21 protein-coding genes are annotated in these 24,005 nt (G+C 51.4%); 1 reads left to right on the plus strand and 20 read right to left on the minus strand.

The features are described 5' to 3' along the window. Positions 1 to 2: 2 nt before the first annotated feature. From pnp to CIG75_RS11845, 18 genes are all read right to left on the minus strand, one after another. The gene (gene pnp, locus CIG75_RS11760) at positions 3 to 2,246 is read right to left on the minus strand and encodes a polyribonucleotide nucleotidyltransferase (RefSeq protein ID WP_094236837.1); all 2,244 of its coding nucleotides are present in this window, start codon (positions 2,244 to 2,246) and stop codon (positions 3 to 5) included. 190 nt (positions 2,247 to 2,436) lie between these two features. After that, positions 2,437 to 2,706: a 30S ribosomal protein S15 gene (rpsO, locus tag CIG75_RS11765; protein WP_094236838.1), complete on the minus strand. Its 270-nt coding sequence runs from the start codon at positions 2,704 to 2,706 to the stop codon at positions 2,437 to 2,439. 80 nt (positions 2,707 to 2,786) lie between these two features. Continuing rightward, entirely contained in the window at positions 2,787 to 3,008 is a 222-nt protein-coding gene (locus CIG75_RS11770; RefSeq protein ID WP_094236839.1) for a hypothetical protein, read from the minus strand. A gap of 2 nt (positions 3,009 to 3,010) precedes the next feature. Then, positions 3,011 to 3,238, minus strand: a complete 228-nt coding sequence (locus CIG75_RS11775) for a hypothetical protein (RefSeq protein WP_094236840.1) — start codon at positions 3,236 to 3,238, stop codon at positions 3,011 to 3,013. Positions 3,239 to 3,375: 137 nt separating this feature from the next. After that, the gene (locus CIG75_RS11780; RefSeq protein WP_094236841.1) at positions 3,376 to 4,332 is read right to left on the minus strand and encodes a bifunctional riboflavin kinase/FAD synthetase; all 957 of its coding nucleotides are present in this window, start codon (positions 4,330 to 4,332) and stop codon (positions 3,376 to 3,378) included. A gap of 11 nt (positions 4,333 to 4,343) precedes the next feature. Continuing rightward, positions 4,344 to 5,261 carry a tRNA pseudouridine(55) synthase TruB gene (truB, locus tag CIG75_RS11785; protein ID WP_094236842.1) on the minus strand — a complete coding sequence of 306 codons (918 nt, stop codon included), beginning with the start codon at positions 5,259 to 5,261 and terminating at the stop codon, positions 4,344 to 4,346. Then, positions 5,258 to 6,271, minus strand: a complete 1,014-nt coding sequence (locus CIG75_RS11790) for a DHH family phosphoesterase (protein WP_094236843.1) — start codon at positions 6,269 to 6,271, stop codon at positions 5,258 to 5,260. The genes truB and CIG75_RS11790 overlap by 4 nt, the downstream gene beginning before the upstream one ends. Then, positions 6,255 to 6,623, minus strand: coding sequence for a 30S ribosome-binding factor RbfA (gene rbfA, locus CIG75_RS11795; RefSeq protein WP_094236844.1), 369 nt, complete (start codon positions 6,621 to 6,623; stop codon positions 6,255 to 6,257). The genes CIG75_RS11790 and rbfA overlap by 17 nt, the downstream gene beginning before the upstream one ends. Before the next feature lie 112 nt (positions 6,624 to 6,735). Then, entirely contained in the window at positions 6,736 to 9,096 is a 2,361-nt protein-coding gene (gene infB, locus CIG75_RS11800; protein ID WP_407701290.1) for a translation initiation factor IF-2, read from the minus strand. A 38-nt stretch (positions 9,097 to 9,134) separates the two neighbouring features. Further along, the gene (locus CIG75_RS11805; RefSeq protein WP_094236846.1) at positions 9,135 to 9,461 is read right to left on the minus strand and encodes a L7Ae/L30e/S12e/Gadd45 family ribosomal protein; all 327 of its coding nucleotides are present in this window, start codon (positions 9,459 to 9,461) and stop codon (positions 9,135 to 9,137) included. After that, the gene (rnpM, locus tag CIG75_RS11810) at positions 9,454 to 9,741 is read right to left on the minus strand and encodes an RNase P modulator RnpM (RefSeq protein WP_094236847.1); all 288 of its coding nucleotides are present in this window, start codon (positions 9,739 to 9,741) and stop codon (positions 9,454 to 9,456) included. Before rnpM ends, CIG75_RS11805 begins: the two co-directional genes overlap by 8 nt. 20 nt (positions 9,742 to 9,761) lie before the next feature. Continuing rightward, on the minus strand, positions 9,762 to 10,901 hold the full coding sequence (gene nusA, locus CIG75_RS11815) for a transcription termination factor NusA (RefSeq protein ID WP_094236848.1): 1,140 nt from the start codon (positions 10,899 to 10,901) through the stop codon (positions 9,762 to 9,764). A gap of 34 nt (positions 10,902 to 10,935) precedes the next feature. Then, positions 10,936 to 11,397 (minus strand): ribosome maturation factor RimP, encoded by a 462-nt coding sequence (rimP, locus tag CIG75_RS11820; protein ID WP_094236849.1) that lies wholly within the window; start codon positions 11,395 to 11,397, stop codon positions 10,936 to 10,938. Positions 11,398 to 11,573: 176 nt separating this feature from the next. After that, positions 11,574 to 15,935, minus strand: a complete 4,362-nt coding sequence (locus tag CIG75_RS11825; protein WP_094236850.1) for a PolC-type DNA polymerase III — start codon at positions 15,933 to 15,935, stop codon at positions 11,574 to 11,576. Between the two features lie 60 nt (positions 15,936 to 15,995). After that, entirely contained in the window at positions 15,996 to 16,637 is a 642-nt protein-coding gene (locus CIG75_RS11830) for a glycosyltransferase family 2 protein (protein WP_227874432.1), read from the minus strand. 50 nt (positions 16,638 to 16,687) lie between these two features. After that, positions 16,688 to 18,406: a proline--tRNA ligase gene (locus CIG75_RS11835; RefSeq protein ID WP_094236852.1), complete on the minus strand. Its 1,719-nt coding sequence runs from the start codon at positions 18,404 to 18,406 to the stop codon at positions 16,688 to 16,690. A 143-nt stretch (positions 18,407 to 18,549) separates the two neighbouring features. Then, complete coding sequence (locus CIG75_RS11840; RefSeq protein ID WP_094236853.1) at positions 18,550 to 19,308, minus strand: SDR family NAD(P)-dependent oxidoreductase; 759 nt, start codon at positions 19,306 to 19,308, stop codon at positions 18,550 to 18,552. A gap of 39 nt (positions 19,309 to 19,347) precedes the next feature. Then, positions 19,348 to 20,721 (minus strand): APC family permease, encoded by a 1,374-nt coding sequence (locus CIG75_RS11845; RefSeq protein WP_094236854.1) that lies wholly within the window; start codon positions 20,719 to 20,721, stop codon positions 19,348 to 19,350. 690 nt (positions 20,722 to 21,411) lie between these two features. On the opposite strand from CIG75_RS11845, the gene CIG75_RS11850 reads away from it, so the two are divergent. Continuing rightward, positions 21,412 to 22,260, plus strand: a complete 849-nt coding sequence (locus CIG75_RS11850) for a glycerophosphodiester phosphodiesterase (RefSeq protein WP_094236855.1) — start codon at positions 21,412 to 21,414, stop codon at positions 22,258 to 22,260. Between the two features lie 54 nt (positions 22,261 to 22,314). On the opposite strand, the gene ispG is transcribed toward CIG75_RS11850, so the two are convergent. Both ispG and CIG75_RS11860 read right to left on the minus strand, forming a co-directional pair. After that, positions 22,315 to 23,403, minus strand: a complete 1,089-nt coding sequence (ispG, locus tag CIG75_RS11855) for a flavodoxin-dependent (E)-4-hydroxy-3-methylbut-2-enyl-diphosphate synthase (protein WP_094236856.1) — start codon at positions 23,401 to 23,403, stop codon at positions 22,315 to 22,317. 44 nt (positions 23,404 to 23,447) lie between these two features. Continuing rightward, positions 23,448 to 24,005, minus strand: coding sequence for a hypothetical protein (locus CIG75_RS11860; RefSeq protein ID WP_094236857.1), 558 nt, complete (start codon positions 24,003 to 24,005; stop codon positions 23,448 to 23,450).

The following is a 24,005-nucleotide window of genomic DNA, read 5'->3' on the forward strand; positions in this document are numbered from 1 at the left end:
CACTACGTTCTCGGACGTGCCGGACGTTCACCACGATCGCGATCACGGTTGCGATCACCGCCACGGTCACCACCGCGGCTTGGACCGCCAGTGCGTTCACGGGCAGCTTTGACTTGACGCTGAATTTCTTCCAGCGGTGTTGGCGGCTCGCCGCGCAGTTCACGCAGCGCTTCGCGGTGGGACAGATTGACGCGGCCTTGCGAGTCGATCTCAGTGACTTTGACCATCAGCTTGTCACCAACATTGCACACGTCTTCCGTCTTCGCTACGCGCTCATCGCCCAACTGCGAAATGTGGACAAGACCTTCTTTGCCTGGCAACAGTTCAACGAACGCGCCATATTTCTCAACGCGAGTGACCGTACCGTTATACGTTGCGCCCGCTTCCACTTCTGCGACGATGTTCTCAATGATCTCTTTCGCGCGATAGCCGGCTTGTGCATCGGTTGCCGCGATAAAGACACGGCCGTCTTGCTCGATGTCGATCTTGACACCCGTCTCGTCGATGATCTTGTTGATCACGCGACCGCCCGGTCCAATCACATCGCGGATTTTGTCTGGATTGATGCGCATTGTAATGATGCGCGGTGCATACGGCGAAAGTTCCGCACGCGGTTCTGCGATCGCTTCCATCATTTTTGCCATGATGTGCGCGCGGCCGCGGTTCGCCTGCTCCAACGCTTGTTCGAGCACTTGACGATTGATCCCTTTGATCTTGATGTCCATTTGCAATGCGGTGATCCCGTCACTTGTACCCGCGACTTTGAAGTCCATGTCGCCGAGATGGTCTTCCATCCCTTGGATGTCGGTGAGGACGACCATCTTATCCCCGTCCGCGATCAGGCCCATCGCCACACCAGCAACTGGCGCTTTGATCGGCACGCCTGCGTCCATCAGAGCGAGAATGGAGCCGCAGATCGATGCTTGCGAAGAGGAGCCATTCGATTCCAGAACCTCGGAGACGAGGCGGATCGTATACGGAAACTCCTCTTCATTCGGAATGATCGGTTCAATCGCACGTTCGCCAAGCGCTCCATGACCGATGTCGCGGCGGGATGGCGCGCGCAATGGACGCGCTTCGCCAACGGAGAACGGCGGGAAGTTGTAATGGTGCATAAAGCGCTTCTCTTCTTCGAGGCCAAGGCCGTCGATCGTCTGAGCATCGCCGAGTGCGCCAAGCGTACAGACGGACAACGCTTGCGTTTGACCGCGTGTAAAGAGACCCGAGCCATGCACGCGCGGCAGCAGGGAAACTTCGGTCGAAACCGGGCGCACCTCATCAACTGCACGTCCATCCGGACGAATGCCTTCGTGAACGATCGAGTAGCGAACCTGTTCTTTGACGATGTCATAGAGTACTTCGCCGATATCTTTTTGCTTATCTTGATATTCAGCTTCACCCAACGTTTCGAGCATGGCTGAGCGCACATCTTCCTTCACAGCCGAAATGTTCGCTTCGCGCTCATGCTTATCGAATGTGCGGATTGCTTCCTTCAATTTATCGGTCGCCAGCGCACGAACTTTTGCATTGATCTCTGCATCAACTTCATGCAGTACAACTTCCATTTTCACAGGTTGGATCTCTTCGATCATTTGCTCCTGGAAAGCGATCAGTTCTTTGATCGCATCGTGGCCGAACATGATCGCTTCAATCATATCCTGTTCCGAAACGAATTTCGCGCCCGCCTCTACCATGTTGATCGCATCTTTTGTTCCTGCGACCACGAGATGCAAGTCCGATTGTTCAGTTTGTGCGACGGTTGGGTTGATCACCAATTGACCATCGACACGACCTACGATGACGCCAGCAATCGGGCCTTCAAACGGCACGTCGGACAACATCAGGGCAGCAGAAGTACCGATCATCGCTGCAATTTCCGGTGCGCAGTCCTGATCGACCGACATGACGATGTCTACGATTTGAATATCGTTACGGAAGCCTTCCGGGAACAGCGGACGAACCGGACGGTCGATCAAACGGCTCGCCAAGATCGCTTTTTCGGACGGGCGACCTTCACGTTTAATAAAGCCGCCTGGGATCTTACCAGCCGCATACAAACGCTCCTCGTAGTTAACGGTGAGCGGGAAAAAGTCAAGATCTTTAGGTTCTTTCGATGCGGTAACGGTACAGAGAATTACCGTTTCACCGTAGCTTACCATCACCGAGCCGCTCGCCTGTTTCGCGAGTTTGCCCGTTTCGATTGTCAGCGTACGGCCGCCGAGTGTAGTAGTAAACGTTCTATGCATAGAAGTAAAACTGCCTCCTTTTGGCGTTTTGCCTGATAGACTATGTATTCATGAAAAAGAGATGTGAAGATTCTAGACCCACAACCTCTAAGTAATTCGCACCTGTGGACAGTATTTCCTTCTTCATGGAAGAAAAATCATGCCCATACAAAGAAGAAGCGGGAAATTACTTCCCGCTTCTTTGTTCTGCTTACTTACGCAGACCGAGTTTACCAATAACTTCGCGATAACGGTTGATGTCCTTGTTACGCAGGTAGTTCAACAGGTTACGGCGATGACCAACCATTTTCAGCAGGCCGCGACGGGAATGGTGATCCTTCTTGTGCGTGCGCAGGTGGTTGTTCAGGTAGTTGATTTTGTTGGTGAGGATTGCGATTTGTACTTCCGGGGACCCAGTATCGGTCTCGTGTACTTTAAAAGATTCGATCAGTTGGTTTTTTGCGTCTTGAGACAATGCCATCTCAATACACCTCCATTAAGTTATCCCCAAGGCCCAGAATGCCGTCGGTGTGCTCGGACAATCCGCGCTCATGGTTGTAGTCATTTGCCGATTACCGTGATGACAAGTCTTCCCTGCGCAATATCTTTCGCCACAATATCAAACGCCCTCCCGCCTAAGGATACAAACCCTCGAAAACGTGTGGCGATCGGGACAAGTCCCGGGATCAGCCGTGCTGCTTTCGAAATATCCTCAATGCGAATACCTCGTTGCCGTTCTTCAAACAACCGTTGTCTGGCGTGATCGGTGACGATGACTCGCATACTCAGTTATACTCAATCGAGAGCTGGTGGTCATCGTCCATCTCCGTATACATAGAGAAGAGCGAATCTTGAAATGCGAGTAGAAATGCGTCTTTCATACCGCTCTTGCGATAAAACTTCGCAAGGTCACGGTTAAGTCGCTTAAACTCATCGCTGATGCAGATGCGGGCAACTTCGCGACACATTTCCATCAGACGTATATCACGTTCATCGACATGCGGGTATCTCACGCTCATCCATCTCCTCGCTCAGGAATAGAGCCGGAGCCAGGATCGTTGGAATGTCAGTAAGAACCACTAAGGTAGTATATCATAGCAGGACAAGTTCCACAATACCAGCCTATGTGCTGTAAATGTATGCAAACAAACTAGTACGATATGCCGGAAAACGTATGCAACCGTGTCTTGGCCTCCAAAACATCGGCGTGGATTTGTCCGATCAATTCGTCTACTGAGAAGAACTTCTTTTCATCACGCAGGAAGTCGAGTAACTGGATGCGTAGCGTCTGCCCATACAAATCGCCTTCAAAATCGAGCAGATGTGCTTCTAACGTGCGGCGATGATCGTCGTGAAAAGTTGGTTTCGTGCCGATGTTCAGCACGGCAGCATTCCATGTCTGTTGAACCAAAACACGCACCAGATAAACCCCGTTCTTCGGCAAGGTATACGGATCGTTCGGCTCGACGTTCGCCGTCGGGAAACCGAGCAAGCGACCTCGCTTTTCACCGTGCATCACAGTGCCGCTGATCGAATACGGTCGTCCGAGCAATTCCTGCACCAAACGCACATCGCCATAGGAAAGCTTTTCGCGAATCAAGGTGGAGGATATCTTATCTCCGTAAGCGCTGACCGCCCCGACAATCTCTACGTCAATCCCGATCTGCTCGGCGAGCAGTTTCAACTGCGACGTGTCCGACTTGCCGCCGCGTCCAAACGCATAGTCAAAACCGACGACCACCGTCTGCGGCAATAGCGCACCTAAGAATCGAAACACGAAGTCCTCCGCAGAAAGCGCCGCAAAATCGAGCGAAAAATGGACGACATAGACGATGTCAACGCCAAGTTCCTGCATGACGCGCATCTTTTCATCAGATGGAGTGAGCAGATGCGTGTAGCCCCCTTTGCCTAGCACTTGGCGGGGGTGCGGAGAGAACGTTAGCACACTCACCGGCACGCCGGTCGTTTCGGCGAGCGCTCTGGCCCGTGCGATCAGTTGCTGGTGTCCGATATGCAACCCGTCAAAATTCCCCAATGCCATGACAGTCGGACGAAACGCCGCACTCCCATTCCCGTCCAGAAGATCGGTGATTTGAATGATCTCCACGAGGTTCACCCCTACTCTTTAAACACCTTTTCCGGCAACGTGTGCAACTCTCCGTCCAACACGTCTGTAACGCGATACAAAGCCAGCAATTTCCCAGTGCGGCTTTCGATTCGCAGAAGCGACCCGACTGTCGCACCCGGAATCTGGCGTTTGATCGTCAACTCTCTGCCATTATCTACACGGCGCTCCAATACTTCCGGAATGACGTTTTGCGGCAGATGTGGAAGTGCGGCCTGCATCGGCAAGAGCACTTCTTCTATCGTTCCATTTTTCACATGCTCTTCGATCTCTTCGAACGTAAGCGCCTGTGACAGATCGAACGGTCCCGATTTAGTACGCAGCAAACTGGACATGTGCGCTGGAACTCCGAGCCGCACACCAAGATCATGACAGAGTGTACGCACGTAGGTCCCTTTTGAGCACTCGACGTAAAAACGCACCTTGGGCCTTGGTAGGTCAAGTTGCATCTCTTCTATCTCCAATTTGTAAAGGGTGACTTCGCGTGGCGGAATCTCCACATCAGCCCCTTTTCGGGCCAAATCATACGCCCGCTTACCGTCGATCTTGATCGCCGAATATGCAGGTGGACGCTGCATGATCGGACCAAGAAAAGCAGCAAAAGCGTCGCGTACCTGCTCTGCAGTCAGCAATACTTCATCAACCGCCTCGATCGGCTCGCCAGACGCGTCCTGCGTCGTGGTGGAGAGACCAAACGTCACCTCTCCACGATATGCTTTGGTCTGGTCGAGAAGATACTCGGCCACGCGCGTCGCCATCCCGATACAGATCGGCAACACACCTTGCACATCTGGATCAAGCGTCCCGGTATGACCGATCTTCTTGATGCCCAAGATCCGCCTCGCCCGCCCCACGACCTGATGGGACGTCATCCCCGCCGGTTTATTGATGACGAGAATTCCGTGCATCATTGTGTTGCCTCCGGTTTCGTGTCAACTGCGGTGACCACTTCCCGCACTCGAGCCAGCACACGATCTTTGACCGTGTCCACATCGCCATCAACGGTACAACCGGCCGCACGCGCGTGACCGCCGCCGCCAAATTCTAATGCGATCGCGCCGACATCGACCACATATTTGGAACGAAAACTCACTTTCACCTTGCCTGGAACACTTTCCCGAAACGAAATGCCAACTTCTACGCCTTCCACGTTCCGCGGGTAGTTGACCAACCCTTCGACATCTTCGTCACAACCGCCAGCGCGCTCCAACATGTCGCGAGTGATCGTCACCCAAGAGATCATCCCGCTCTCATCACGGTCGAGCGTGTCGAGCACGGTGCGAATCAACTGCACCTGCGGCCAGGTCAACGTCTCCATCACACGATCGACGATCTGATAAGGCGAGACGCCTGCAGTCAACAGATGGGCTGCGATCAAGAGCACTTCTTCTGTCGTATTGGAGTAACGGAACCCGCCTGTGTCGGTGACCAAGCCAGTATACAAGCAGGTAGCTGTATCCAAATCGAGTTCGATGCGAAGCTCTTGTGCAATCTTGAAAACGATCTGACAGGTGGCCGCCGCCTCGAGATCGACAATGTTCTCCGTTCCAAAATGATCGTTGGTCACATGATGGTCAACGTTGAGCAGATTGGCATCGGCTGCAATCAGCCCTTGCGAACGTCCCAAACGCTTGCGGTCGCCGCAATCAAAGGCGATCACGTTGGCAAAAGTCCCCTCGACTTCTTCTGGCAAAAGAAAACGATCGGCCATCGGCAAGAAGCGAAATTTATCGGGAATCGGGTCATCATTAACCAATGTCACCGTCTTGCCAAGCGATTGCAAAAGGTGCGCTGCGCCCAAAACTGAACCGAGCGCGTCACCATCCGGTTTTTCATGCACGAGCAAAAGCAGGTTGTCATGATTTCGAAAAAAATCTGCCGCCGACTTATATTCCGGTTTCAGATTAAGCTTGAGGCTCATCCTGCTTATCACCTTCCTTGATGTCCCGCAGTACTTTACCGATGCGGGTGGAGTAATCAAGCGAAGTGTCTAATTTGAAATGAAGTTCAGGCGTACGGCGTAGGCGGACACGTCGTCCCAGCTCTGCGCGGATAAATCCTGACGCCTTGTGCAACGCTTCCATCGTGCCTTTGCGCTGCTCCTCATCCCCTAATACCGATACGTAAACGGTTGCGTGCTGCAGATCGCCCGATGCTTCTACTTCGGTGATCGTTACAAAGCCGACGCGCGGGTCTTTGACCTCGGTGCGTACGATGTCAACGATCTCTTTCTTGATCTGTTCTCCCACACGGCTTACTCTGAGTTTTGCCATGAATGGTCACCTCATCCTGATAGAGTGAACAGCCTATGTATAGATGACGGAGTTGCGCCCCGCATCGGCCAAAGCAATGCGATGGCCGCGCGAAACCCAACTCCTGTCGTCTTTATACGATTTTTACTTGTTCCATATGGAAGGCTTCGACAATATCGCCTTCCTTGAGGTCGTTAAACTTCTCGATCGTCACACCGCATTCAAAGCCGGTCGCTACCTCTTTCGCATCATCTTTAAAGCGCTTGAGCGAGTCAAACACGCCTTCGAAAATGACGATGCCGTCACGGATCACGCGCAGTTCTGCATTGCGAACCAGTTTGCCCTCGGTGACGTAGCAACCTGCGATCGTGCCCACTTTGGAAACCTTAAAGGTCTGGCGGACTTCAGCACGGCCAAGGACAACCTCTTTATACTCTGGATCGAGCATCCCTTTGAGTGCCGCTTCGATTTCTTCGATCGCATTGTAAATGACGCGGTATAGGCGAACATCCACTTTTTCCGATTCGGCCATCTTTTCTGCCTGCGGCTGCGGGCGGACGTTGAAGCCGATGACGATCGCGTTGGAAGCGGCTGCCAAAAGGATGTCAGATTCGTTGATCGCACCAGCGCCTTGGTGAACGACGCGAACGCGGACTCCTTCGACATCGATCTTCTCAAGCGAGCCGCGCAATGCTTCAACAGTACCTTGCACGTCCGCTTTCAAGATGACATTCAGCTCTTTGATCTCGCCTTCTTTGATCTGTTTGAACAGATCGTCCAGCGTGACGCGAGAGTTCGAACCGATCGCCTCTTGACGGACTTTGCTGACCCGTTTGTCAACCAATTTGCTTGCTTTGCGCTCATCATCGTAGACGACGAACAGGTCACCAGCACTCGGAACATCGGAGAGACCGAGGATTTCAACCGGCATCGACGGACCTGCTTCTTTGATGCGGCGACCGCGGTCGTTGACCATCGCCCGCACCTTCCCGTAGGTCGTGCCAGCTACTACTACATCACCGACGCGCAACGTGCCGTTTTGTACGAGTACCGTTGCCACCGGTCCGCGACCTTTGTCCAGTTCTGCCTCGATAACGGTGCCGCGCGGGCGACCATCAGGGTTGGCTTTCAGTTCCTGAACTTCGGACACCAGCAGGATCATCTCCAAGATGTCTTCTAAGCCATCGCGCTTCAGTGCGGACACCGGAACGAAGATCGTGTCACCACCCCATTCTTCCGCAACAAGACCGTATTCGGTCAGCTCTTGTTTCACGCGGTCCGGGTTGGCAGACTCTTTGTCCATCTTGTTGACAGCGACGATGATCGGAACGTTTGCCGCTTTCGCATGGTTGATCGCTTCGACCGTCTGCGGCATAACGCCGTCATCCGCTGCGACCACAAGGATCGTGATGTCGGTGACTTGCGCACCGCGTGCACGCATCGTGGTGAACGCTGCGTGACCCGGAGTGTCGAGGAAGGTGATCTTCTTCCCTTTGATCTCGACTTGGTAAGCACCGATATGTTGCGTGATGCCGCCTGCTTCCGATGCTGTGACGTTCGTGGAACGAATCGCATCGAGCAACGTGGTTTTCCCGTGGTCAACGTGACCCATGATCGTAACGATCGGGCAACGTTCGCTCAGGTCTTCCGCTTTCTCTTCTTCGACAAGCATGTCTACCGCTTCTTCATCGACCGGCTCTTTGATCTCAACTTCGATGCCAAAGTCTTCTGCAACCAACGTCATTGCATCAACTTCAATTTCGTTGTTGATCGTCGCCATGATGCCCAAAAAGAGCAGTTTTTTGATGATCTCAGACGGTTCGCGCTTGAGCAGCTTTGCGAAATCCTTGACGGTCAACGGCTCGATCAGTTCGATTTTTATCGGGAAATCCGGCTGTTTCGGCGCATTCGGACGGTGTCCGCCTTGCTGGTTGCCTCCACGATTGCCACCACGGTTGTTGTTTCCACCGCGATTGTTGTTATTGCCGCCACGGTTGTTGTTATTGCCACCGCGATTGTTGTTTCCGCCACGGTTGTTGTTGCTCGGTCCGCGGTTGCCTCCGCCAGCGCCTGGGCGATTGCCGCCAGTTCCGCCCGAACGGTTGGCTGTGCTGCCGGTTGTGCTACCGCCAGTGCTCGGTTTCGCACCAGCAGGTTTGTTCGGAACTGGTTTTTTCGGAATGCGTTCATTGCGCGGCTGAGCAGCCACGCGATCACTTACAAGATTATCGTAGTCTTTTTCGTTCTCAGGATTCGCCTGAGAAGACTGTGCTGACGGGTTTTCTTTAGAATTCTCATTCGCCATATATCCCTGATTTCTCCGTTCTCCATTTTTTATTGAGGATGCTTCCCCTTTGTGTTGATCTGCTTTTGCTTTAACAGCTTTGACATGCTGTTCTACTTTCGTGATCATCTCTTGATCCATCACGCTCATGTGATTGGTCACGGGCACATTTTCGCGATTTAAGATGGTGATGATCTCTTTGCTCGTCATGCTCTGTTGTTTTGCGTATTCGTAGATTCTCAACTTGCTCAATGCGCTTCACCCCCGATATTCTCCCTTGTCAATTGCAAAATCCGGTGTGCGAAGCCGCGGTCTGTGATGACGAGGATTGCGTTTTGTGCTTTCCCCACCGCGTGTCCAAGGCTGTCCTTCGTGCCAAACTCTACGAGAGGAACCCCGTAGCTCTTGCACTTGTCCGTATATTTCTTCTTGGCATTTCCACCCGTATCAGTTGCAACGACGGCCAGGGTCGCTTTACCGGATCGCACATTGGTCATACACGCATCATTACCTGCAGTAAGACAGCCTGCGCGCATTGCCAATCCCAACAAGTTATATACTTTCGTTTCACTCATCAGGGCCCACCTCATCCACCAAGGCAAGCTCCTTGGTCAAAGAGTCGTAGATCTCTTCTGAAACGGAAGTTTTCAGCGAACGCTCCAACGCTTTTTTCTTTCTTGCCGTTGTTAAGCAATCTACTTTGCGACAGATGTAGGCCCCGCGACCGGCTTTCTTGCCTGTCGCATCGAGCTCTACCGTATTGAGCGCTTGGTTGGAGACGATACGAATCAACTCACGCTTTTGTTTCATCTCCTGACAACCTACGCACTTGCGAAGAGGGATCTTTTTCTGCAAAGGTGATCCCCTCCTTTTCCCTAATCGCGTACTTCTCCGGCATCCACTTCATCTGCGCCATACGAAGTATTCGCATAATCTTCCTGGTCAGAAGACACGGCATCCTGTGGGAGCACGTCGCCGTCTTCTCCTGCTTGCGATTCGCTCTTGATGTCGATCTTCCAATTGGTAAGCTTAGCGGCAAGTCGTGCATTTTGACCTTCCTTGCCGATCGCCAGCGACAATTGGTAGTCCGGCACGACAACGCGCGCCACTTTGTTTTCTTCATCAGTCTCAACAGAGACGACTTTCGAAGGAGACAGGGCGTTCGCCACCAATTCTTTCGGATCGTCGCTCCATTTGACAATGTCGATCTTCTCACCTTTTAGTTCATTGACAATCGCCTGAACCCGCATCCCGCGAGGACCTACGCAAGAGCCAACAGGATCGACTTCTGGGTTGCGAGAAAACACGGCGATCTTGGAACGATACCCCGCTTCACGAGCAACCGATTTCAGTTCGACCACGCCCTCGTAGATCTCGGGAACTTCCAGTTCAAACAGACGTTTGAGCAGGCCAGGATGCGTACGGGACAACATGATTTGTGGACCTTTTGTCGTCTTCTCGACCTTGGTGATGTAAGCTTTCACACGGTCGTTATGCGTAAATTTTTCTGTCGGCATCACTTCGGTCAAAGGCAGAACCGCTTCGACTTTGCCGAGATCCACGTAATAAAAACGGTTGTCCTGACGTTGTACGACACCCGTTACGATGTCATACTCGCGGTCAACAAACGTATTGTAAATCATGCCGCGTTCCGCTTCACGGATGCGCTGTGTAACAACTTGCTTTGCAGTCTGTGCTGCGATGCGCCCAAAGTCTCGCGGGGTGACTTCGATCTCGGCGATGTCGCCAATCTGGAAGCCGGGGTCGATCTGTTCGGCAGCATCAAGCGAAATTTCAAGTCGCGGGTCGGTAGGTTCCTCGACCACCGTTTTGCGCGCATAGACTTTGACCACTCCGGTATGACGGCTCACATCGACGCGCACGTTTTGTGCGGAGTTAAAGTTGCGCTTGTAACCTGAGATGAGTGCAGCTTCGATCGCTTCAATCAAAAGGTCTTTCGAAATACCCTTTTCGCGTTCGATCTGCTCTAATGCATCGATAAACTCTGTATTCATAGAATGGTCTCTCCTCCTTTCGAGAGTGGCCGTATTAGAAAGCGACGGCCAAGCGAGCCGACGCGATTGCCTCATGCTTTAGCGTTTTCGTCGCTTTCGATTCACGAACGGTTAATTGTTCGCCGTCATACGCTTCCAGCACACCCTCGAACGTTTTCTGTCCATCAATCGGTTCGTACGTCGTTATGTAAACATGCTTGCCGATCGCCCGTTCATAATCGGCGGGCTTTTTCAGCGGTCGCTCTGCACCCGGACTGGAAACTTCCAAGAAGTAACTGGTCGGAATCGGATCGACTTCATCCAACAAATCGGACAGCTTTTCGCTGACTCGGCCGCAATCATCAATGTCTACGCCCTCTGGCTTGTCGATAAATACACGAAGGAACCAGTTGGCACCTTCCTTTTTATACTCAACGTCGACAAGTTCGAGACCTTCACCCTCGACGATGGGGGTTGCGAGTTCTTCTACGATTTCTGTTACTTTACGCTTTGTCATGCTATCCCTCCTTCAAAATCAGAGCAGATGTCGTGTATGGGAATAGTATTTCCAACGTATACACCTCGCGAAACACCCAGATAAACCGAAAGAGTGGGTTTCCCCACTCTTGTCATGTACAGTATTCCACATCATAGCCATACAAATTATAGCATGAACAACATTCCCACGCAAGACTAAAACAGGGAGAGCTGGTTGCTCTCAGGCAGTCCTAGCAAGCATCCATGCGATTCGAGCAGTTCGATGACCGTCTTAGAAACGCGTGATTTTTCCTGCAAATCCTGAACGGACAAAAACTCACCGATCTTCGCCGCATCCGCAATCGATCGTGCTGCCGATTCGCCACAGCCAGCCAGTGCACCAAACGGCGGACGCAGTCCATTTTCTTCCTTCACAACCTGAAAACGGGTCGCATCCGACTTGTACAGATCGAGGGGCAAGAACTGATAGCCACGCGCCGTCATTTCGCAGGCCATCTCAAGGACTGTGTGCAACGCTTTTTCCTTCGGGGCGGCCTGAAAACCTTTCGCTTCGATTTCTTCGATCTTCGCCACGATCGCGTCGTATCCCTTGCTCATCACTTCGAGGTCAAAATCGTCGGCGCGTACGGAGAAATACGTAGCATAAAATTCCAACGGATAGTGGACTTTAAAGTAAGCGATCCGCACCGCCATCAAGACGTAAGCGGTAGCATGCGCCTTCGGGAACATGTACTTGATCTGCTTGCAAGACCAAATGTACCAGTCCGGCACTTTGTGCTTCTTCATCTCTTCTTCCATCTCCGGCGTCAGACCCTTACCTTTGCGCACGCTCTCCATGATTTTAAAGGCGAATGAAGGTTCAAGTCCGGCGTAGATCAGGTAGACCATGATGTCATCGCGGCAACCGATGACATCTTTCAGTTTGCAAACGCCTTTTTGAATCAGGGACTGCGCATTGTTCAGCCAGACGTCCGTCCCGTGCGACAGACCTGAAATCTGCAAAAGCTCGGAGAATGTGCTCGGCTTGGTATCTTCGAGCATCTGACGAACAAACTTGGTACCGAATTCCGGAATACCGTAGGTGCCTGTCTTGGAGCGGATGCGCTGTGGCGTGACCGGTTGCTCCGCATCGATCGTCAGCGCTTCGGTGCCAGCAAAGAGCGACATAACCTTCGGGTCATCGGTCGGAATCTTTTTCGGATCAAGACCTGTCAAGTCTTGAAGCATGCGGATGACCGTTGGATCATCGTGCCCCAGAATATCAAGTTTTAGCAGGTTGTCATGAATCGAATGGAAATCAAAGTGTGAAGTTTTCCACTCGGCGTTTTTATCATCTGCCGGAAACTGGATCGGACTGAAATCATAGACGTCCATATAATCAGGTACGACGAGAATTCCGCCTGGATGTTGACCTGTGGTGCGCTTGATACCAGTACATCCCTGCACCATGCGTGCCATCTCCGCATTGCGCAGCGTCCATCCTTTTTCCTCCGCATACTTCTTGACATAACCGAACGCCGTTTTTTCCGCAACGGTTGCAATCGTACCTGCACGATAGACATACTCTTCCCCGAACAATACTTTGGTGTAGGCGTGCGCCCGCGCTTGGTAATCCCCGGAGAAGTTCAAATCGATATCAGGCACCTTATCCCCTTTAAAACCAAGGAACGTTTCAAACGGGATGTCATGTCCGTCTTTTTCTAGCACCTCTCCGCACTCCGGGCAGTTCTTATCTGGCAAGTCAAAACCCGAACCGACCGAACCGTCCGCGATAAATTCACTGTGCTGGCAAGATGCACAGCGATAGTGCGGCGGCAGCGGGTTGACCTCTGTGATGTCAGACATCGTCGCCACAAAAGAGGAGCCGACCGAACCGCGCGAGCCGACGAGATAGCCATCATCGAGCGATTTTTTTACGATCTTATGCGAGATGAGGTAGATGACTGCAAATCCATGTTTGATGATCGACGTCAACTCTTTTTCCAAACGCTCTTCCACGATCTTCGGCAATGTCTCGCCATAGAGACGGCGTGCTTTGTCGTAACACATGTCGCGCATATCGTCTTCTGCGCCTTCGATCTTCGGGGTGTACAGTTGATCTGGAACAGGAGAGACATCCTCGATCAGATCGGCGACAAGGTTGGTGTTGGTGACGACCACCTCTTCGGCCAAATCCGGCCCGAGGTAGTCGAACGCTGCCAACATCTCATCGGTGCTCATGAAGTGTAGCGGTGGCTGATCCCCCGCATTCGAATCGTTTGTCGCCTGCAAAAAGACGTCGCGGTAGATCGCATCTTCTGGATTCAGGAAATGCACATCGCCTGTCGCAACAACCGGCTTGCCCAGTTCCTTGCCAACTCTGATGATCATCTGCTGGTATTCTTTGACTGACTCCAACGACGAGATCGACTCGTTGCGCAACAGCGGCTTGTAGTGTAACAGCGGCTGAATCTCCAAATAATCGTAGAACTCCGCGACTCCCTTCAATTCTTCTTCCGTCTTCCCGCGCAAGATCGAGTCGAACACTTCCCCTTGCTGACAGGCCGAGCCGATCAGCAAACCCTCTCGGTACTTGGTGAGCAAACTGCGCGGTACGCGCGGCACGCGGAAGAAGTATTTGGTGTGCGCCTCTGACACAATCTTGTACAAATTCTTCAAACCCACCTTATTTTGCACAAGGATTGTGGCATGGAAGGGACGAATGCGGCTGTAATCGACCTGTCCGTCGTTTTGGTTCAACCGCGACAGACTCGTGTAGGCTTTCTCTTCCAGATCTTTGAGAATGAATTGGAAAATTTTAGCCAGTGCCACCGTATCGTCAAGCGCACGGTGCGCGTTGACAAGATCGACATCGAATTTCTTCGCAAGCGTCCCAAGACGATAGTTCTTCTCATGCGGGTAGATCTTGCGTGCGAGCGCTAAAGTATCGAGCACCACGTTTTTCCACGGCTCCATACCAATGCGCTTGGCGCTGGCTTTCAAAAATCCCAGGTCAAACTCAGCGTTGTGCGCGACCATCACAGCATCCCCGACAAATGCCCGAAAATCGGGCAGCACTTCATTAAGCTTGCGTTTGCCTTTGACCATATCGTTGGTGATTCGGGTCAGTTCGGTGATCTTAGCGGAGATCGGAACTTCCGGGTCGATCAACTCCGTCCATTCGCTCATGATCTCCAGACCCTTCATCTTGACAGCAGCAATTTCAATCAGTGTGTTTTCGACTGCGTTGAGACCGGTGGTCTCGGTGTCGAACACGACCCATTCGGTGTTCGCATCGATCGCCACGTCGGTACCGTCCTTTAACTGGAGCACGATCGCCGCCCCATCATCGACCACATACGCTTCAAGTCCAAGCAGACACTTCATGTTGTTTTTCTTCGCGACACTGTATGCTTCCGGGAACGACTGCACGACACCGTGGTCGGTAACCGCAATCGCCGTGTGTCCCCATTTGGCAGCTTGTCCGTACAAATCTTTCACCGATGAGATGCCGTCGAGCGAAGACATCGGCGTATGCAGATGCAGTTCGACCCGCTTTTTCTCCCGTGTATCTTTTCGCGTTGGTTTCGGTTGTTCAACCAGGTCTTGAATCATCAAGACCAGTTCTTTGGCAAATGTGTCGAACTGCACGGTACCGCGTACTTTTAAGTACATGCCGTCTTTGAGCAGTTTGAGCACATCCACCTGCTTATCACCTTTGGCAAACGTTTTACAGGAGATCGAGTCTGTATTGTCGGTGATGTTAAATGTATACAATGTGCGCCCCGAAGCAAGTTCACGGGTTTCCACAGCAAAGATCCGCCCGATCACCGTCACGCGGCGCATTTCATCCTGAATTTCTTTCAAACGGGTCGGCTCGTCGTCGATCGGATAGCCCAGTTCGATTTTTTCCGGAGGCGCACCGTCCGTTTTGCTGCCTTTCTGTGCTTCCTGACGCTTCTCTTCCTCGGCTGCTACGGCCGCTTTCTGTCCCTCGATGCGATCTTGTTCCTCGACGAGGGAACGGAAATTTTCAAACGCTTCTGTGCGCTTGCTTTCGTCCGTGTACAGTTGGATGATCAACGGCAGGCTGAGATGTTCTTTCAACCAATGGGCCAAGCGCTCATCGTACTGCTTTTGTTTGATGCGACTAACCACAACGTCAGATGTGATCGGTACGCGAATCGCGCGTTCGTCGAGCAACAGACGCGCCGCTTCTTTGAGTTCCGCTTTTAAAGAAATGTCTTCACCGAGCACCTGATCGACAGCCAGCGCCCAGTAGTCACGGACGCGCTCCAGCACATCCGTCTCTTCGCTTGTATACTCAAAACGCAAGTTCACTTGTTGTGCCACACCCGCAAAGTACGATTGAAACGCCTCTTGCACCCGTGCATAAGCCGCGACCGGAATACGCTGTGGCAACTGTACTTTAGCGGTGACAGAACGCTCTTTTTTATTCACAACCGCACGCCCTGCCAACTGTCCGTGAGCAAGCTCCTTCACGATCGCTTCTTCCTTAATCCCCAAACGTTCGCATAAAAAAGAGAGACTTTGCCCATTCATATCCACAAGACTCATAATGGGAAAACCCCCTCGATTGTTATCACTTTGTTTATAAAACGATCAACAGACTAATGCCTATGAACGGATCAATACGCGCATGATGTCCCAATACATTTTCATCCTAGCCATGACCCCTGGCACCAGACCCAATTTTTCCTCTTTCATCCGATGCGTCAACTCATCTAGCGGCACGGCAACCACTTTTAACCCCGCATGGCGAACATGGCGAGTCAGTGCTACTTCCACTCCATAGCGAGTATGTTCGATCATCGGTAAGGATTCGAGAACTTCACGCCGCACCACGCGCTGACCGGACAGGTTCGGCGCGACGCGCTGCGCCCAATCGGTAGCAAAACGCCCTGTGCCAAACAGTCCGAGCGACATCGCGGCATCTCCATAAACAACAGGTTCGATCAGACTCCGCAAATGAGTCTCGCGAAGTCCGATCAAATCTGCATCTAATAGCATCACGTACGGATGGCGCGCACATTTCACGCCCGCCCAAATCGCAGCTCCTTTGCCGCGGTTGTAATCAAAACGGATCGATTCGACCTGATACTTATTGATTCTATCATAAGTTCCATCGACCGAACCGTCGTCGATCACAACTATTTGTTGGAAATCGGGCATCTTGACCACGACATCCAGCACCTGCTCAACATTTTCTGCTTCGTTATAAGCCGGGACGATCAAGGTAAGCAAGGTATCACTCCTCATCAAAGAGCACCCTGTCTCCTCTCCCTCGATTCTGCCGAAAAGCGCCCCGCTTACTGACCGAGTACCAGACCTGTGATCTCCTCGAACGCTTGCTCGATCGACACTTCGGTCGATTCGCCCGTCTTGCGCACTTTGAATTCAACAATACCTTCGCCTGCGCGCTTGCCGACGGTGACACGCAGCGGAATCCCGATCAGGTCGGAATCTTTAAATTTAACGCCCGGACGCTCATCACGGTCGTCGATCAACACTTCGATACCTTGCGCCTGCAAACGGCGGTAGAGATTATCTGCAATCGACATCTGCGCTTCATCTTTCACGTTGACCGGAATGACATGCACATGGAACGGCGCGACCGACAGCGGCCAGATGATGCCGCCTTCATCGTTGTTCTGTTCGATGACCGCAGCGAGGCAACGCGAGATCCCGATACCGTAGCAACCCATGATAATATCTTGGGCTTTTTGATTTTCATCGAGGTAAGTCGCGCCGATCTTCGACGAGTATTTCGTACCCAGTTTGAAGATATGGCCGCACTCGATGCCACGATGGAACTCAAGCGTTCCCTCGGTGCAATTCGGACACTTGTCGCCTTCGACCACATTGCGGATGTCTGCCACTCGATCTGGCGTAAAGTCACGGCCAACCACCACATTGCGAATATGGGTATCCGTTTCGTTGGCTCCAGTGATCCCGTTTGCAACCGCTGCTGCCGACTTGTCGATCACGATCGTAACGCCTTTCAGTCCGACCGGCCCGATAAAGCCGACCGGAGCACCCAAGGTGCGCTCGATGGTGGTGTCGTTCGCCATCTCCAAGGTCGTCGCTTCCAGCAAATCTTTCAGTTTCGCTTCGTTGATCTCATGATCGCCGCGCACGATAGCCACGACCGGCTTCCCGTCAGCCAGATAGACCAACGTCTTCAGGAAAGCGGATGCTTCCACTCCAAGTGCCGCCACCAGTTGGTCGATCGTCTTGGTATCCGGCGTGTGCAACTTTTCCATCACCGGAATCTCATCACTCGGTTGCAGACCTGCCGCCGGGGTTTCCGCCGCTTCAGCTTTTTCCAAGTTTGCAGCATAGTCACAGTGCGAGCAGACCGCCACGGTGTCCTCGCCGACAGCTGCCATCGCCATGAATTCATGGTTTTCACCTTCACCGCCGATTGCGCCTGCGTTTGCTTCGACAGGACGGAAGAACATACCCAGTCGGGTGAAAATGTTGCTGTAGGCACGATACATCGTTTTATAGGTGACATCAAGATCGTCCCAAGATGTATGGAACGAGTAGGCGTCTTTCATCACAAACTCGCGGGCGCGCATCACGCCAAAGCGCGGACGACGTTCATCGCGATATTTGGTTTGAATTTGGAACAGGGTGACCGGGAGCTTTTTGTAAGAAGAAATCTCTTGTTTGACCAAGCTTGTGATGACTTCTTCGTGCGTCGGACCAAGCACGAAATCGCGTTGATGGCGATCTTTCAGGCGCACCAATTCCGGGCCATAATCATCCCACCGACCAGTCTCATGCCAAAGTTCAGCCGGTTGTAGCGCGGAGAACAGCAATTCCTGTGCCCCGGCGCGCTCCATCTCTTCACGTACGATACGCTCCACTTTTTTCAACACGCGATAACCAAGTGGCAAATATGTATAGATCCCTGAGGCGAGTTGGCGAATGATACCTGCGCGCAACATCAGCCTGTGGCTAGTAATTTCCGCTTCTTTCGGCACTTCCCTGAGCGTGGGAAGAATCATCTTGTTTTGACGCATCTTCAGTTCCTCCAAGTCTTATATAACATGATTCTTTATTGTAAGGTATTTCGTACCAAAATACAAAGTCTAAGTGCGGGCAACAGAAAACGAATGCCCCAGACCAATGGTCCAGGGCAAATTTTGCATTTCCTTCGATCGAGTTATTTCGCGGTGATCCCACCGTCACAGACGATGGCGCTTCCGGTCATCGAGGATGACTCGTCCGAGGCGAGGAACAGATTGACATCTGCAATCTCTTCTGGGCGAATCACCCGGCCGATTGGCTGCACTTCCTCGATCATCTGTTCCAACACAGCACGCCCGCCAAACAGATCGTGATGCGCATCATTGATCGTCGTATCGACCCAGCCTGGGCATACGCAGTTGACGCGGATGTTGTCTTTGGCAAAATCGAGCGCCATTTGCTTCGTCAACATCAGGATGCCACCTTTTGATGCCACATAGGCGGACAAGAGCGGTTCCGCCACGAGCGAATTAGCCGAACCGGTGTTGATGATGGAGCCCCCACCCGCTTTTTTTATTTCCGGAATGCCGTATTTGGCGGTCAAAAACATCGATTTTACATTGACCTCAAACGTACGATCCCAGATCGCTTCGTCAAGATCGAGCACTGAGCCGGGAATGTTGATACCTGCCACGTTGCAGATGACATGCAACGCCCCATAACGCTCCACTGTAAAATGAATCAACGCTTGCACCTCAGCGGATTTCGAAATGTCAGCGCGGTAAAATTCCGCATGGCCTCCCGCGTCCCGAATCTCCTGCGCCACAGCTGCGCCAGACTCCAGCACGTCGGTCAGCACCACCTGTGCCCCCTCCTGTGCAAAGCGGCGGGCAGTCGAGGCTCCTATTCCTTGCGCCGCTCCTGTGACAAGCGCGGTTTTCTGTTGAAGTCTCATCTGCTGCTCCTCCTTTTCCCATCTGATCGATCTCGCCCTCTACACCTCTTTTAAGGCTGGCGGTACCTCTTTGTAACCTTTTGATTTGAAATATCCGACAAGCACACCGATGAAGAGCCAAGAGAATCCGAGCACATAAGTCATCACGTCAAAGCCCATCCAGACAAACAATAGAACCAAAAATCCGATCAGCGGAAACAGCAAGTAGTTGATGATGCCCGCCATGGAACGTTCCTTCTTGCGGAAGAAGAAATGATACACCACGGTGACGTGCAAAATCATAAACGAGGTTAGCGCTCCGAAGTTGATATACTTGATGATCGTCTCCAGATCTGCAACCGCTGCGATCACCACCGATAGCATGGCAACCAAGTATGTCGCATTTGCCGGTGTCTGGTGCTTTGGATGAATCTGCCCCAGGAACTTCGAGAATGGAAGCAGCTTGTCACGTCCCATCGAGAAGAGAATTCGAGAGATCGCAGCTTGCACCGTCAAAGCGTTCGCAATCCCAACCGCTGCGACACCGACCATGATCCACATGAAGTACAAGAATTCTCCGCCAACGATGCGCGTGATGTCGAAGAAAGCCATATCGGGATGGAGATCGGCGTAGTTCGGTTGGACGAGGGCTGCCATGTAAGCTTGAGCCATGAACAACGCACCGATCAGAACCAATGCAGCGATCGTCGCCTTGCCGACCGTTTTTTTCGGGTTTTTCACCTCTTCTGACAACGTCGAGATCGAGTCAAAACCGAGAAAACCGAGCACTGCGATCGAGGCTGCCGACGCCAAGAAGCTTAGATTGACCTTGTCCGCTTGATAAAGCGGTGCCAGCGTAAATCCTCCAGTGCCGCCCCCATCAATAAACACGTACTTGATAGCCAACCAGAGGAACATAAACACGGTGAACAGCTCGACGATCAGGAAAATAAAGTTCGTCTTGGCAGCCAGTGAAACGCCTCTCACATTGATGTACGTGTTGATGATGAGAAACACGATGACCCAAATATACGAGGGAACTGATGGAATGAGACCAGAGATCCAAATGCCTGCAAACGAATAGAGCAGAGCGGGGACCAGTATGTAGTCGATGATGATCAACCAGCCCGTCACAAAGCCGATGTGTGGGTTCAGACCACGCTGAACGAAAGAATACACCGAACCTGCATATGGGAATTCGGCGCTCATCTTGCTATAAGAAAGCGCTGTGAACAACATCGCTAGAATCCCAACTAAATAGACGAGTGGTGTCATGCCGAAGCTGCTCGGCGCGATCATGCCATAGACCTGAGCAGGTGCGATCGGCAGCATTGTCACCAAGCCAAAAATCACAAGATCTTTAAATGAGAGCGTTCGTTTTAACTCCTGTTTGTAACCAAGACTACTACCTGATTGCGTCTCCAACTGCGCCATCCCTATACACCCCTTCCGTTACGGTTTAACTTGCTCCCCCCTACACAAGACTGTACAAGGGTCACCCCCATATTCTCGGAATATTCATTTAAATTCCAATCTTCTATTTTTACATAACTTCGAACATCCCGATGGATTTACTTATTATTTTTCGTTCATTATACATTAGCATGCAAAGTTTGTAACCAATTATGTGAGTTTATCCAAAAATTTCTCAAAAATGATCCAAAATCAACACATTACACATTAGTTAAATTTCCTATATATAGCGTATCCGATCTTTAATAATGGTTCTTATGAACTAGCGATTTTTCAATCATGGCAAGGAATAGGAACTACTATCTAGAACTAGAAACACACCAGATATCGGGTCTGATCTTTTTAAAATAATTTATTTATACTTAATTTATTTTCTATTGGTGTGCTTTGTTCCTGCTTTCCATTACTCCTTAGGTGATCGATTGGGTACAAGATATAAAATTCAAATATTTCAATGTAATTTCAAATATATTCAATCTATCTTAGTATCCTCACCGCACTATTTGATTCTGAGCAATTTTCGCCCACTTTCATGAACCTAAATAATAAGGATTTGAGTACGTATTTATATATTTTCTAAATTATTAGAATAGACAAAATATACTCTGATCCTCTAAAGTAAGGGTAAGACATATTGAGGAGTTGGCACTTATGAATCGCTTTTATCAGCTCGTCTTCACGCTTTTGTTGTCTACTAGTCTGGTGACAGCTTCCGCTTCTGGTGCATCGGCAAGATCTCTCTCCCTCCCAGAGAATAGCTATTCATCTGTACTGAAGCCTTCTCCGATTCTTACGATTGCTCATCGTGGTGCTGCAGCACATGCTCCAGAAAACACGATCGCCGCCTTTGACAAAGCGGTTGCCCTGCATGCTGACTTCATCGAACTTGACATTCAACTCTGTAAAGACGGAGAACTTGTCGTCCTCCACGATGACACAGTCAACCGCACCACAGATGGACAAGGGAATGTGAAAAATTTTACCTTAGCCCAGCTTCGCAAGCTCGATGCCGGCTCTAAGTTTCATCCTTCTTTTAAAGGGGCGACCATTCCTACACTTGATGAAGTACTAACGCGCTATAAAGGTAGCATCGGTATCCTGATCGAAATGAAAACACCTTCACGCTATCCCAGCATGGAACAAAAAGTTGCTTCCCTGTTGCAAAAACACAAAATGGATCAGGCAGATTCGGGTGTCATCGTGCAGTCTTTTGACAGTCGTTCCCTGCAAACGTTTCACCAGTTGGCCCCACTCGTCCCGATCGGTGTTTTGATCGACCGTGCTGATCTACTGAACGAACCACAATTGATTCGCTACAGTTCATTCGCTACCTACATCAATCCGAATAAAAAGTTGATCAATTCGCACCTCGTAAACCGCCTGCACGAGTTTGGTCTGAAAGTCGCAACTTGGACAGTTCGTTCCGCCAAAGACATTCCCGCTTTGATCAAAGCGGGTGTAGACGGTCTGATCACCGACGACCCTTCCTTTCTTCGCTAACCAATGAAAGGCCCTCAGACAGATCGTCTGAGGGCCTTCCGTTTGCGCTACCGTTTACTTTAAAGAGCCGGTCAATTCGTACTGTTTTGCCAGCGCATCGATCTCTTTTTTCAATTCTTCGACCATCGTCGCTTCCGGAATTTTACGAACGATTTCACCGTGGCGGAATAAAAGCCCTTCTCCGCGTGATCCGGCGATGCCAATGTCCGCTTCCCGTGCTTCGCCCGGACCGTTGACAGCACATCCGAGTACGGCAACTTTAATCGGGGCTTTGATCGTCGAGACATAGTCTTCAATTTCATTCGCGATCGAGATCAAATCGATCTCAATTCGGCCACAGGTTGGACAAGAGATCAACGTGACCGCATTCGAAGCGAGTCCGAACGATTTCAAAATTTCTCGACCTACTTTGATTTCTTCTACCGGGTCGGCAGACAGCGATACGCGCATCGTCGAACCGATCCCCTTGGCCAGCAATGCGCCAAGGCCCGCTGCGCTTTTCACCGTGCCGGAGAAGATCGTGCCTGCCTCCGTAATGCCCAGATGCAGCGGGTAATCAAAGCGAGCTGCCGCCAATGTGTAGGCCTCAATCGCCAAAGGTACGTCGGACGCTTTCATCGAGATGATGATGTCTTCAAAGCCCAACTCTTCCAAAATGGAAACGTGGAACTCCGCGCTCTCCAGCATACCTTCTGCTGTCGGATACCCGTATTTGTCCAAAATGTGCTTCTCCAACGAACCTGCATTTACTCCTATTCGAATCGGCACTCCGCGCTCTTTACACGCTTTGACAACCTCTTCCACTTTCTCACGTTTGCCGATATTACCCGGATTGATCCTTACTTTATCGATCCCGTTTTCGACCGCTTTGACAGCCAGCTTATAGTCAAAGTGGATGTCGGCAACAAGCGGAATTGAGATCTGGCGTTTGATCTCTTTGATCGCTTCTGCCGCTTCCATGTTGTTTACAGTGACACGAACGATCTGGCATCCGGCATCTTCCAGACGCTTGATCTGCTCCACGGTCGCTTTCACATCGGCCGTCTTCGTCATAGTCATCGATTGCAGGACTACAGAATCCGAACCACCAATCGTAAGATTGCCAACCTGAATCGGCCGCGTCTTGGAACGATGAATCAACATTCTTCCACTCTCCCATTTCAATGTCTTGGTGCCTGTGAGAGATCCTAAGACAATTGTACCAACAATCGCTGAATTCGTACACGTACCCGTTCCGGCAATTCCCCTTGTAAAGCCCGCCTGAGCAGCTCAGGACGCCTACTGCCATTTTTCACAAAGTATGCTTCAATCTGCGCTGCTTTCTCTGCTTTTGCCGGATAGAGTTGGTAGGTCACGTACCAGTCCTCCAAAGCGCTTAGCGGAATCTCCGTCCGATCAAGCAGTATGCTTCCGGACAGCGAAGCAGCAGAAAACGCCTGTTCATACACGCCAGCTTCATGCGCAATTCGATAACCACCGATCAGATCGACATCTGCGTGCTGCACGCGATACTGGGCGAAATAGCGGGAACAAAACGGTGCCTTCACCACGCCAACTCCACCCGCTCCAAGCGTTTGCAACACGCGATCTGCATGCAAGACGGAAGACTCGGCGATCAAAAGATCAAGATCCCGAGCTTCATGTACGATTCCATGCGCAAGGAGCAGACGTGAACCGCCTACTCCCCAGATGATCTCTTGGTTTGTAAACGCCTTAGCAATGCTTAGGAGAGCTCCATCAAGCAT

The sequence above is a fragment of the Tumebacillus algifaecis genome, assembly GCF_002243515.1.
In the GTDB taxonomy this organism is placed as follows: domain Bacteria; phylum Bacillota; class Bacilli; order Tumebacillales; family Tumebacillaceae; genus Tumebacillus_A; species Tumebacillus_A algifaecis.